Annotated in this window: 11 protein-coding genes; 2 read left to right on the top strand and 9 right to left on the bottom strand. The window is 64.4% G+C overall.

The window, feature by feature from the left end; genetic code table 11:
* Nucleotides 1–51: 51 nt before the first annotated feature.
* The 3 genes from ASC94_RS28535 to ASC94_RS28525 form a co-directional block, all read right to left on the bottom strand.
* The gene (locus tag ASC94_RS28535) at nt 52–1,275 is read right to left on the bottom strand and encodes a DUF4861 family protein (RefSeq protein ID WP_056404399.1); all 1,224 of its coding nucleotides are present in this window, start codon (nt 1,273–1,275) and stop codon (nt 52–54) included.
* 9 nt (nt 1,276–1,284) lie between these two features.
* Nucleotides 1,285–2,691, bottom strand: coding sequence for a glycoside hydrolase family 105 protein (locus ASC94_RS28530; RefSeq protein WP_056404397.1), 1,407 nt, complete (start codon nt 2,689–2,691; stop codon nt 1,285–1,287).
* A 190-nt stretch (nt 2,692–2,881) separates the two neighbouring features.
* Nucleotides 2,882–3,580, bottom strand: a complete 699-nt coding sequence (locus ASC94_RS28525; RefSeq protein ID WP_056404395.1) for a FadR/GntR family transcriptional regulator — start codon at nt 3,578–3,580, stop codon at nt 2,882–2,884.
* Nucleotides 3,581–3,723: 143 nt separating this feature from the next.
* Here ASC94_RS28525 and ASC94_RS28520 point away from each other — a divergent pair, with 143 nt between their 5' ends.
* Nucleotides 3,724–4,464 (top strand): SDR family oxidoreductase, encoded by a 741-nt coding sequence (locus tag ASC94_RS28520; RefSeq protein WP_056404393.1) that lies wholly within the window; start codon nt 3,724–3,726, stop codon nt 4,462–4,464.
* A gap of 102 nt (nt 4,465–4,566) precedes the next feature.
* Here ASC94_RS28520 and ASC94_RS28515 read toward each other — a convergent pair whose 3' ends face one another.
* On the bottom strand, nt 4,567–5,556 hold the full coding sequence (locus tag ASC94_RS28515) for an alpha/beta fold hydrolase (protein WP_056404391.1): 990 nt from the start codon (nt 5,554–5,556) through the stop codon (nt 4,567–4,569).
* A 50-nt stretch (nt 5,557–5,606) separates the two neighbouring features.
* On the bottom strand, nt 5,607–6,305 hold the full coding sequence (locus tag ASC94_RS28510) for a dienelactone hydrolase family protein (protein WP_056404388.1): 699 nt from the start codon (nt 6,303–6,305) through the stop codon (nt 5,607–5,609).
* Between the two features lie 134 nt (nt 6,306–6,439).
* On the opposite strand from ASC94_RS28510, the gene ASC94_RS28505 reads away from it, so the two are divergent.
* On the top strand, nt 6,440–7,321 hold the full coding sequence (locus ASC94_RS28505; protein WP_056404386.1) for a LysR family transcriptional regulator: 882 nt from the start codon (nt 6,440–6,442) through the stop codon (nt 7,319–7,321).
* 17 nt (nt 7,322–7,338) lie between these two features.
* Here ASC94_RS28505 and ASC94_RS28500 read toward each other — a convergent pair whose 3' ends face one another.
* From ASC94_RS28500 to ASC94_RS33050, 4 genes are all read right to left on the bottom strand, one after another.
* The gene (locus ASC94_RS28500) at nt 7,339–10,350 is read right to left on the bottom strand and encodes a sensor histidine kinase (protein ID WP_056404384.1); all 3,012 of its coding nucleotides are present in this window, start codon (nt 10,348–10,350) and stop codon (nt 7,339–7,341) included.
* Between the two features lie 59 nt (nt 10,351–10,409).
* Complete coding sequence (locus ASC94_RS28495) at nt 10,410–11,108, bottom strand: Imm30 family immunity protein (protein ID WP_267875143.1); 699 nt, start codon at nt 11,106–11,108, stop codon at nt 10,410–10,412.
* A gap of 42 nt (nt 11,109–11,150) precedes the next feature.
* Nucleotides 11,151–11,573 (bottom strand): hypothetical protein, encoded by a 423-nt coding sequence (locus ASC94_RS32840; RefSeq protein WP_157201630.1) that lies wholly within the window; start codon nt 11,571–11,573, stop codon nt 11,151–11,153.
* A 1-nt stretch (nt 11,574) separates the two neighbouring features.
* Nucleotides 11,575–12,409 (bottom strand): hypothetical protein (locus ASC94_RS33050; protein WP_200955848.1); only part of this gene is annotated, 835 nt, incomplete at its 5' end.

Genomic DNA, 12,409 nt, shown 5'->3' with positions numbered 1-12,409 from the left:
GTTGGTTTTTTGTATTAAGTAAGACTGCGCTGCTGAATTGTTGCTGCTTCTTTACTGTTTCCAGCTCACTTTCACTGGATTGCGGGCGCGCGCTGCGGTGTTGCGCACGTAGGCTTCCCACTGGGCTTGCGAGGTGATGTCGCCGGAACGCTCCCAGGCACCGCCCGCGTAGTAGGTGAGCGGCTTGCCCGATTCGGCGTTGGCTACGATCAGCTCGTTGAGCTTGTCCTCGGTGTAGTCGGTGGCGCCCGGCAGCACCACGGCCACGCCGAAGGCGCCCTTGGTGGCTTGCTGCACCCACTGCAGCACGGCGGACGCGTTCTTGTCCTTGACCACGGCGATCTTGGGGTCTTCGCCCTTGTCGGTGGGCGTCTTGTTCAGGCCGATGGCGATCGGCAGCGTCTTCGGACCGGTGAAGGTGAAGGTGCTGTCGATGCGGTCCATGTAGTGGCCGGCGTCCACCGTGAAGCGCTTCACCTCGGTCACCGGGGTGCCGGCCGCGTTCCATGCGTTGTAGTGCAGTTCGAAGATGGCGCGCACCGGGCCGCTGGCCAGCACTTTCCAGCTGGCGTAGTTGCTGCTGGTGTACAGGGTGCCGCCCAGCCATACACCCGCGCCGCCCGCGCCGCGCGACTTGCCGACGTTGTACATGTCCATGCCTTCACCTTCGTCGTGATGGTAGTGGTCATGGCCCTTGTTGTACCAGCGGTCGACGATGGGATAGTTCACGCGCTTGAACCACAGGTCCAGGCCGCTGGTCTCCAGCACTTCCTTGCCGCTGCCGGGTTCGGCAGGCGCGGCCAGGGCGGGACCATAGGTGCGGTGCGCCAGCTTGTCGTTTTCCCAGGCGAAGTCGTCCAGGCGTTCCTGCACGTAGCGGGCAGACGCCTTGCTCGGGAAGGGCGGCGCCAGGCCGTCGATGGTCTCGACGGTGTAGGTGGCCGACTTTTCACCGGCGGCGAAGCTGTGCTGGAAAATCAGTTCGCCGTACGCGATGCCTTCATTCTTCGGGTCCTTGGACAGCGGCTTGACGTTGGTTACCTGGTGCGGCACCACGCGGCCGGAGGCGTCCTTCACGGCCAGGCGCTGGATCAGCGCGCCGGGCAGCTGGCGGTTGACTTCCGCCCAAGGGATGGTGACGGTTTCGGACGGACGGGCGATATCCAGGTCGTGGCTCAGCTTGACGGTGAAGCCGGCGCCGTGGGCCAGCGGCGCCAGCGTGGCCAGCGAGGCGGCCAGCAGACCGGCCAGCAGGGGCGAGATGGTGGTTTTCATGGCGTCTCCTTAGTGGTGTTCGCGGTAGTCGGTCTGGCCGCTGGTCTTGGGCATGTAATGGTAGGTGCGCACGCGGTGCTCGACCGCCACGTTGGGGTTCTTGAGCAGCTTGATCATCTCGGCGCCGGCCAGCAGGGTGGGGCCGTAGCCGTGCAGCGCATCCACGCTGGTGGGGCGGTGGTAGTAATACGTCTGGTCGCCGGCCAGCGTGGTGCCCACGCAGATGCCTTCGATTTCGCCCTTGGCCGTGACCTTGGACACCAGCCCGGCCCAGCCGGCCTGTGCCACGGAACCGTAGGTGGTGGGGCTGATCCAGCCCTGGTTGATGGCGTGCGCCATCACGTAGACGAACATGGCGCTGGCCGACGTCTCCAGGTAGGAGTCGTTGCGGTCTATCATCTGGTGCCACAGGCCGCTGCCCGATTGCAGCTCGGCGATGCCCTTCAGGCTCAGGCGCAGCTGGGCCAGGACCTTGGGGTAGCCGGGGTGGTCTTTCGGCAGTACGTCCAGCAGGTCGGACATGGCCATCACCGCCCAGCCGTTGGCGCGCGCCCAGTAGAAGCGCGGCGCGTCCGGGATGTTGGCGTGCCAGCCGTGGGTGTACAGGTTCAGCTGCGGGTTGAACAGGTAGTGCGACATCTGCAGCGCGTTCTTCACGGCGTCGTCGAAATGCTCGCGCTTGCCGGTCATGCGGCCCATCTCAGCCAGCGCGGGGATGCTCATATACATGTCGTCGCCCCACAGCGAGACCGCTTGCGGGCGCTTGCGCGCCATGGTGCCGTCCGGCAGGCGGAACTGCTTGTTGGCCACCCAGTCGCTGCAGGTGGCGATCATGCTGCTTAAATCGGGGCCGATCTTGCGCTCGCGGGCGCGCATCAGCGCGGCGCACATGGAGCCGGAATCGTCCAGCGCGCGCGGGTCGAGGAAGCGCGAGAAGCTGTTGGCGCGCTCCAGCTTGAATTGCTGTTCCTGGGCGCGGAAGTAGGGCTGGGTGTCGGCGAAGAACTGGAAGTGACGGCGCGTCATGTCGGTGAAGCGCTGGTCGCCGGTGGCTTCTGCCGACTTCATCAGGCCGGCGTGCACCACGCCCATTTCATAGACCATGATGCCGTAGTCGCCATTGCTGGGCGCGAACACGGCGTCCTTGCTGGGCTTGCTGAAGTCGGTGATCTGGTTGCCGGTCTTCTTGTCGATCACGCGGGTGGGCGTGGAAGCGTCCATATAGCCGCGGATGCGGTTCAGCACCTCGGTGATCTCGGATACCACCGGCATTTTGTAAGGCACTGGATAGGTGCCCTCGCCGGGATCGGCGAGATTCTTGTTGTCCGGATTGCGGTAAGGGCCTTCGGCCTGGGCGGAACCCAGCAGCAGGGTGAGGGCGGCCGCACTGGCCAGCAGTTTCTTGGTGGTATTCATTTGTCTCCGTTGGCGCTGCTATATGAATGGATGCGTCATTTGGTCAGGCCATTCTAGTTTGGTCTGACCAAATGTGCAAGGCGGACTAGCCGCTTGGTGTATCGCAGGGGAAACGGAAGAGGGGAAGCTGCGCGCCAGCGCGCTGCGGCGCTGGCGGGGGGGCGGTGCGGTGGTGTGCTGTGCGGGGAGCTTAGCCGCGCGAGAAGGTGCGGGTAACGCGTTCCAGGTGGGCGCGCATGGCCTGGCGGGCGCCGGCCACGTCGTGGGAAGCGATCGCCTCCAGCACTTTGCGGTGATCCTGCAAGGTCTGTTTGCGCAAGTCCTCGGTCTGGAAGTGCTCCTTCAGCTTGTGCCACAGGGTGCCGCGCTGGTTCCACAAATATTCGATCACGCCCACCAGCGCCGTGTTGCCGGTGGCGCGGGCGATGGCCAGGTGGAAGTTGCGGTCGGCCTGTTCGTTGCTGGTGCGGTCCTCGTGGTGGCGCTCCATCTCCATCACGGCCTTCAAGATGGCGTCCACGGCCGAATCGGTGGCCACCTTGGCAGCAATGGCCGCCACTTCGGACTCGATCAGGCGGCGTGCGGCCAGCACTTCAAAGGGGCCGGGGCCCACTTCCGGCATTTCGGCCGGGGTTTCCACCAGTTCGGACACGTACACGCCGGAGCCGCCGCGCACCTCGACCACGCCGCCCAGTTCCAGGGCAATCAGCGCTTCGCGCAGCGAGGCGCGGCTGACCTCCAGCTTGGCCGCCAGCTCGCGTTCGGCCGGCAGGCGGGAGCCCGGCTGGATGTCTTCATCCTTGATCAGTTGCTGGATACGAGAGGCGACGACCCGGTACAGGCGCGGCTCGGCGACGGGGGCTTCGCGCGGCGCAGGAGTTTTCTTCATTGAGTGGGCGGGTCCGAGAGAATGTGGTGAATGATGCAAGTGGCTCAGATTTTAGTTTGGACAGGCCAATCTTGCAAGGCGGACAAACCAATCAGCGTGCGGCTGCGCTACACTGGCCGGCATTGTGGGCTGAAGGAGGCGGAATGAAAAAGGTATTGATCGTTACCGGCGCCGGGCGCGGCATCGGCGCCAGCATCGCTTTGCGCGCAGCGCAGGAGGGCTACGCGGTGGGCGTGAACTACCACAGCGACGCGGCGGCGGCCGGCAAGGTGGTGGCGCAAATTGCGGCCATGGGCGGAAGCGCCGTGGCCGTGCAGGGCGACGTGGGCGTGCCGGAGGACGTGGCGCGCCTGTTCGCCACCGTGGAGGCGGAGCTCGGGCCGGTGACGGCCTTGGTGAACAACGCCGGCATCACCGGCGGGCTGGGACGCTTCATGGACGCCGATCCGGCCGGCATCGCCCATGTGTTCCAGGTAAACGTGCTGGGGCTGATGGATTGCTGCCGCGCGGCCATCGCATCGTTCCACCGCAGCGGCAACAAGGGCGTGATCGTGAATATCTCGTCCACGGCGGCCGGCAGCGGCAGCGCGGGCGATTATGTGCATTACGCGGCCAGCAAGGCGGCGGTGGAGGCGTTTACGATGGGGCTGGGGCGGGAGCTGGCGCCGGAGGGCATCCGCGTGTGCGGCGTGGCGCCGGGTATGACGCTCACCGAGATCCACGCGCGCGGCGGCGACGCGTACCGGCTGGAGCGCGCCGCGCCGGGCATACCGATGCGCCGGCCCGCCAATCCGGAGGAGATTGCGGAACCGGCGGTGTGGCTGCTGTCGCCAGCGGCTTCTTATATTACCGCCACTACGTTGACTGTTGGCGGCGGCAAGTGATGGCGGGTTACGCGCCTGCGGCGCTAACCCGCCCTACGAAAAGTGGGAATCCCGTAGGGCGGGTTAGGCGGCACGCCGTAACCCGCCACGCGTCGCGAAGGCTTAAGCCTTGGCAAACGCCAGCAGATCCGCGTTAACCTTATCCTTGTGGGTATCGGTCAAGCCATGCGGCGCGCCCGGGTAGACGATCAGCTTGGCGCCTTTCACCAGCGCCGCCGATGCGCGGCCCGCCGCGTCGATCGGCACGATCTGGTCGTCATCGCCGTGGATCACCAGCGTCGGCTTGTCGAACTTCTTCAGGTCGGCGCGGAAGTCGGTTTCCGAGAACGCCTTGATCGAATCATAGGTATTCTTGTGGCCGCCCATCATGCCCTGCATCCACCACGAATTGATCAAGCCCTGCGAAGCCTTGGCGCCCGGACGGTTAAAGCCGTAGAACGGTCCGCCCGCGATATCGAGGTACAGCTGCGAACGGTCCTTCACCGAACCTGCGCGGATGCCGTCAAACACCTCGATCGGCAGGCCGCCCGGATTGTCGGCCGTTTTCAGCATCAGCGGCGGCACCGCCGACACCAGCGCCAGCTTGGCCACGCGCTTGGTGCCATGGCGGCCCACGTAGCGCGCCACTTCGCCGCCACCGGTGGAGAAGCCCACCAGGATGGCGTTCTTCAGGTCCAGCGCCTCGATCACGGCTGCCAGGTCGTCTGCGTAGTGGTCCATGTCGTTACCGTCCCAGGGCTGGCTGGAGCGGCCGTGACCGCGGCGGTCGTGTGCGATCACGCGGAAGCCATTGTTCGCAAGGTGGAACATCTGCGATTCCCAGCTGTCCGAATTCAGCGGCCAGCCGTGGCTGAACACGATGGGCTGGCCCGAACCCCAATCCTTGTAGTAGATGTCCACGCCGTCCTTGGTGGTGATGGTGCTGGCGGTCTTGCGCATCGGCTTGGCGGCGGGCGCGGCCTGCGCTTCGCTGGCTGCCAGCGGCAGCATGGCGGCTGCGGCAATCGCGGCCAGGCCGGCGCCGCCGGTGAGGGCGCTGCGGCGCGAGGTGTTCACTTCATCGGCGGCTTGGTCTTGGGGCTTGGTGGACATGATGGGTTCTTCCTTTTAGTGAATAGTTAGGTGGGTATTGCTGTGCTATCTTAAGCAAGGTGTTGTTTGAAGAAGGCTGCGGTGCGTCCGTTCGCCAGTTCGGCGGCTGCCGCGTCGTAATGGTTGCCGCCTGGGCGCGCAAAAGCGTGGTTGCAGCCCGGGTAGGTGTGCAGCTCGATGTTCGGGTTGGTGCTGAAGGCTGCCTTGATGGCGGCTTGCGCTTCCTTGCCGATGTATTCGTCCTCTTCGGCCAGGTGGTACAGCAGCGGGTCCTGTACCTTGGCCGCTTCGGCGGCGTACTTCTCGGTGGCGCCGCCGTAGTAGGCCACGAACGCGTCGGCGCGGCTGCGGGCTGCGGACAGGTAGGTGAGCAGGCCGCCCAGGCAGTAGCCGGTGACGGCCACCTTGCCGCTGGCGCCTTGCATGGTGCGCGCCGCTGCCACGGTGGCGGCGATGTCGCGCACGCCCTTGTCGAAGTCATAGGCGCTGTACAGGGCGAAGCCTTTGGCCCAGTCGCCTTCGCTCGCCTCGGACATGTCCAGGCCCGCCTCGGCGCGCCAGAACAGGTCCGGTGCGACGGCGATATAGCCTTGCGCGGCATAGCCGTCCGCGATGCTGCGGATGCCGGCGTTCACGCCGAAGATCTCCTGCAGCACGACGATCACGGGAGCCGGTGCGGCGCCGGCGGGACGCGCCACATAGCAGTTAAAGCTGCCGTCTTCCGCCTGGATGGTGATGCCTGCTTTCATGTGCGACTCCTTGTTTGTTTGCGTTTCGATGGATGCATCTTAGGGGCGAAAACGCTGCAAGGGAACGGACAAACCTGCAATGCCGCTTTGTAAAAATGCGGATCTGACTATAGGGATAGGAACACAGACGACGAATGGCTAACGATTTCGACTGGAACGACATACCGCTGATCTTGTCGCTGGCGCGCACCGGCAGCATGAGCGCGAGTGGGCGCGAACTGGGTGTGGACGCGTCCACCATCAGCCGCCGCATCGCCGCTGCCGAGAAGTCGCTGCAGCTGCGCCTCTTCATCCGCGATAACACGCGCTACCAGCTGACCGAGGCCGGCAAGGTATTCGTGGAGTACGGCGAGGCGGTGTACGGCAATGTACAGAGCATGCTGCTGGCGTCTTCGCGCGAAGCCGAGGCCATTACGGGCGCTGTGCGCATCACGGCGATCGACTTCCTGTTCGACCACTGGCTGCTGCCGCAGTTGCCTTCGCTGAGCGCGCAGTACCCGCAGCTGGACCTGCACCTGATGGCGGACAACGACAACCTGTCCTTCACGCGCCGCGAGGCGGACTTCGCGCTGCGCCTGGCGCAGCCGGGCGAGGACGCCGCGCTGGTGATGCGCAAGCTGGGAGACATCGGCTGGACGGTCTACGGCAGCGCGAAAGCGGAGCCGGTGCCGCGCGAACAATGGGCGCAGCAGCCCTGGATTATGTATGGGGACCAGCTCTCCCATGTGCCAGAGATGAAATGGATACGCAGCCTGGGGCCGGACGTACGCGGCCCGGTGCGCGTGAACAGCCTGACCACCATGCTGCGCGCCTGCGAGGAAGGGCTCGGGCTGGCGCTGCTGCCTTGCCTGGTCGGGCATCCTCCCGGCCTGCGGCGCCTGGGCGGCAAGCCTGAAGTGCAGCGCGAGCTATGGCTGCTCAGCCACCGCGACGCCGGCTCCATCGCCCGCTTCAAGGCGGTGTCGGCCTGGCTGGCCAAACTCTATGCAGACAGCCGCGACATGATGTGCGGCTAGCGGCTAGCGGCTAGCGGCTAGCTGCTGGCGTACGCCTGCGGGGCCTTGATCGTGAGCGCCACTTCCACGCCGCCGCCCGCCTGGCTGGCGATGCTGAAGCGGGCGCCGATCTGCTGCGCGCGCTCGCGCATGCCGGTCAAGCCCCAGTGTCCGGGGCGGCCATGCTGCCGGGTGTCGTGGTCCATGCCTTTGCCGTTGTCGCGCACCGAAAGCCTGAACTCGCGCGCGCCGTATGCCAGCTCCACGTCCAGCACGCTGGCGCCCGCGTGGCGGCAGGCATTGGCCATGGCCTCGCGCGCGATGGCGTAGACCTCGTCGTGCACCACGGGCGTCAACTGGCGCTCCTTGCCCGACACGCGCACCGACAACGCAAACGAACCGTCCCCGCCATCAAGGCAGCCGCCGCTGGCGGCCATGACGGCGCCCGCGTCCCTGAGCGCCTGCGCCAAACTGCCGGAAGGCGTCACGCGCAAGCCCATCACCTGGTCGCGGCCTTCCACCAGCACCTGGTCGGCCTGGTTCAGCGTCTTGTCCATCAGTAGCCGCGTTTCGCTGTCGGACGGCAGGCGGTTGGCCACCGCCTGGAAGTGCAGGATCAGCCCGTGCAGGCTTTGCAGGAACGTGTCGTGCAGCGCGCGCGCAATCCGTTCGCGCTCCACCAGCCGCTCGTGCAGGCGTTCGCGGAACTGGCGCGTGAGCTGGCGCAGGCGCATGCGGTATGCGGCATAGGCCAGCGCCGCCGCCAGCAGGACGCACAGGCCCGCGAACCAGGCGGTCTGCGTGAACCGCGGCGCGATCTCGAAGGGCTCGGCGCTGTGCACGCCGCTGGACACGCCATCCTCGTTGATTGCCTCCACGCTGAACCGATAAGTGCCCGGGCCTAGGTTGGTGTAGTAAGCGGTGCGGCGCGCGACCGCCTCCTGCCAGTCCTTGTCCACACCGTCCAGGCGGTAGCGGAAGCGCACCCGTTCGGGCATGGTGTAGGTGAGGGCGGTGTAGTCGATCTGCAGTTTGGCCGTGCCGGGCGCCAAGCGCGTGCCCGCTTGCAGCGCGTGCTGCACGCCGTCGCTTTGCATACCGGTGACGCGCACGGCGGGTACGCTGGTGTTGCGGTGCACGCGCGCCGGATCGACCCAGGCGATGCCGCCGGTGCCGACGAACCACAGCTTGCCGCCGATGCCCGCCATGGCGGTCGGAACGCGCACGATGATGTCCGCCGCGCCGGGATAGCCGTCCGAGCTGTCCCACAATTCGTAGCGCAGCGGCGTTTGCTGGTCGGCCATGCTGCGCTGCCAGTCCTCTGCGCGCACGTGCACCACCCCTTTGCTGCTGTTGATCCAGCGGTCGCCGTCCAGCGTGACGGCAATGCCGGACACGTTGGAAAGCAAGTCCGGCTCGGCGGCCGCCAGACGCACGAACCTGCCGCCGCGCAGCACCGCCATGCCGTTGTCGCCGGCAATCAGCAGTTCGCGCTGGACGTCGACAAAGGTAACGTTGCCGAGGTCGATGCCCTGCGCCGGCCCGTATTCGGTGACCTTGCCATGCTCATCGTGCATCAGCTTGTTGTTGCGCAGGCCGAACCAGCTACTACCCTTGCCATCGACCGCGATGAACAGCGGCGCGCGCAAGCCCTTCTGGCCGGGTTGTGGTATCCAGTCGCCATTTTGGCGGCGATACAGGCCGCGTCCGCCGATGCCGACCCAGGTGCCGCTGCTGTCGTCCGCCAGCAGGAGCACGAAATTCCTGGGGTTCTCGCCGTCCCGCAGCGGCGGCAGCGGCCACGATTCGGCCAGGCCTGCCTTGCGCCGCTCGATGCGCTGGCTGCCGCCGATCAGCACCGAGCCGTCGCGTCCCCTGGCCACCACGTACACTGTCTGCCCCGGATCCTGCTTCACCACGCGTCCGGCGGCATCCACCTGCCACAGCAGGCCGGTCTCCGAGGAAGCGACCCAAGTGGTGCCGTCCGCTTCCTGCGCGAGCGACAGGCGGCCGGCCTCGGGCGGGAAAATTGTCGTCCTCAGTTTGTTCGGGCGCAGGCGCTCCAGACCGGCCGGCGTGCCGACCCAGATATTGCCTTCGCGGTCTTCCAGCATGGAATGCACGTTCAGGCTGCTCATCTGCCAGGGCTGGTCCAGCTTGTCGTCCACGCTGCGGCGCGGGAAAGCGCCGCCCTGTGTTTGCCAGGTGGCGGGCAGCATGCGGCACAGGCCGGTGGGGCAGTTGCCGGTCCAGAAATTGCCGTGGCGGTCGAACAGGCTGGAGTGGGCGGCAGCGCGATTGGTCCACGGCGAGCGCGGCATGGGCTGGCCGGGCGCGGGCGGCAGCGGCGCCATGCTGTCCTTGCCGATCAGCCACGGGCGGCCATCGGGGGACTCCAGTACCAGGGGCGAGCTCGTGGCGTGGCCGGTGGGGCGGAACTTGCGGACGCCACGGTCCAGCAAATAAAGCGCCTTACCGTCCGCTGCCCAAAGCCGGCCGTGCTGGTCCAGGTGGACGCACTCCGCGCGCCCGGCCGGGTAGTCCCAGTCGGCCCCGATCTTTTCCCAGCGGCCGCCGCTGTAGTGCATCAAGCCGCTGGTGGACGCGACCCAGATGCTGTCGTCGGACTCCACCGCCAAGTTGTAGGTGGCGCCGATGGGATTGCCCGGGCCGGAGGCGAAGTGCTGCAGGCGGCCGTTGCGCAGCCGGCTTAGGCCGCCGAAGGTGTAGCCTATCCACAGGTCGCCATTCGGCTGGGCGGTGAGCGAGGTGATGCGCTTGCCCAGCAGGTTCTCGCCGGGCGCCGGCTTGAACGGCTCGAAATGCACGCCGTCGAAGCGGTGCAAGCCGGTGACCGTGCCAAGCCACAGCCAGCCGTCGGCGGTCTGCGCCATGGTGTCCACCTCGCGCGGCGCGCCATCGCGGCTGGTCCAGATGTCGTGATGGTATTCGGTGATGGGGACGGCGGGATCAAGCGCCCGGGCGGGGAAGTTGGCTAGCAGAGCCAGCACCGATAGCAGGGCGACGCGCAGGAAAAGTCGGGTGGGCAATATTGTCATGCCCCTGATTTAGCCAGCGCCACGCGGCAGGTGCAAGGAAAAATGGCCGGCTATGCCTTTTGGAGGAGGGCTTGCTGCTTATCACATGGGGCAGCGTTCCGGTTCTGTTGTGCGTAATCTTTTGCGAGCAATGACTCCAGCACTGCGCGGCTGTCGTCATTGTTCTGGATACGCCTTAAGAGGATGTCGGCCCATTCCGGCGCATCGACAATCACCCCGGGCCGCGCCGCCAGGCAGGCTTGAATGTACGGCTCGTCCGCGAACGACTCGGCGGCATGAATGATGGAAAACATCGCCTCGTGCGCTTCGAACCGGTCGTCCAGGCAGAGCAGCAGCGGAGCAATGCACCCGGTATCACAGAACGAGAGCACATGCTCCACCAACCGGTCGAATTCGCGCACCGATGCCTTCGCGTTACGGGCTACTTCGGCGTGGATCTGTGTGATTGCGGTTTGATAGGCGCTTACGGGGGCGAAGTGCGCGTCCAGCGCGGAGGGCAGGCCGAGCAGGATGCGCGGGTCGTAGAAGCGCATGACGACCTTTTGACTGTCGTCGATCTCGCAGTCCAGGCGGCGCGTGAGCATGGGGGTGAGCACGGGCAGCGCGTAGGGACTGCCGATCCAGCTGACGCTGGGCGCTGCCTGTTCCAGCTGCAGCAGCCATTTGATCAGCGCTTCGTGCTCGCGCGAAGTGGCGATCAGGAGCGGCGCGGCGGCGACCAGATGTGCTGCGGGCGTGCCGTCGAACAGCGACTACTATTGCGCGTGCACGTAGTTGTGAGGGTTATCTGCCTAAGGGTAAGAAACTATCTCTGCGTGGGTCATTCCACTCTTCTGTAAAATATCCAATGCTCGCTCGGAAACTACAAGTTCCAGGTTATCGGATAAAGCAATGTCATCTTCTTCTGCAATACCACTGATTTTCAGCCATACGAATTTCGGTAAAACCGTATCTGGCTGGATAAGCCTAAAATCATCCGACTCCGATACTTCAACCTTATCAACGGAGAAACCAGTAAGCCCGCTGGCTGTCATTTTTGAGGCCAATTCGGTCGTAATAATATAGCAGGGGACACTTTCGAGGATGGGATCGCCAAGCCAGCCTTGAAATTCGTAATGAAGTTTTTCTACAATCATCTTTCCATTAGGCCGACTTATAACGGTATTTTCACCAAATCCCCCGGCCACTTCCGGCTCAATCGAATAATATTGCATGTTAATTTCCCAATTTTGGTTTAAACTGGCTTCCGAGTTTTAGGTCAATCTCAGTAGCTTTTTTTAATAGCTGTTCTTTGGTTGGTGAAGTGCCGTTTGCGATAAACGGTTTGTAGAATCTATTCCACTCGACTCGTATTTCGCTTAAATGCACTGGGCCGTTGATTTCTGTAGGTATCCCTCTCAAATTTTCCAACGAATGCATTTCGCTTTCGCTCACAACGCCGGGAAACTTCTTCAAGACCTGTTGCTCCACCGCATGGTGAACTACGACCTTACCTTGTAATTCTGGATTCGCCTTGAAGAATGTGGCTTTGTAATCATTACTCGCAGCCTTACCAAACTTGGCGCCAATCGAGGATTTCTTCCCTGCTAACTCGCAATCCTCACAATCCTTTGCTTTCTTAGCTGTCGATTTTTCTTGCTGGGCGGCCGCATCCTTCGCCGCTTCGGCCTCTTTCGCGATTTTAGCTTCTTTGGCCGTTATTTCGGCAGCCGCTTCAGCTTCTTTTTTTGCCTTGGTCAGGTCGGTGATGGTCTTCCTGAGCGCAGTCGCCTTTTCCGTCAAGCCAGCTATCGCTTTCGTTGCCCGAACGGCTTTGACTGGTTTTGCGACCGCATCGCCAAGATACGGGACCATGCTTACCGTGCTGAGAGCGGCTCCCCACAGGTCGCCATTTCGCACTGACACCCCAGCGCTGACCAGGTCGGAAACAGGAGTAGGGTCAATCGTGCCGGCGATGTCGGCGGCGACGCCGGTTGCTTGCCAGGCCAAGTCGGCATCGACCTTCGCCAAGGCATCCGTTGCGGCTGCAAGTTGTTTGTTGATTGCGTCG

This window comes from Massilia sp. Root418, assembly GCF_001425265.1.
Lineage (GTDB): Bacteria > Pseudomonadota > Gammaproteobacteria > Burkholderiales > Burkholderiaceae_D > Rugamonas.
The sequence above is the reverse complement of the archived record's forward strand: the minus strand, read 5'-3'. Positions and strand labels throughout refer to the sequence as shown.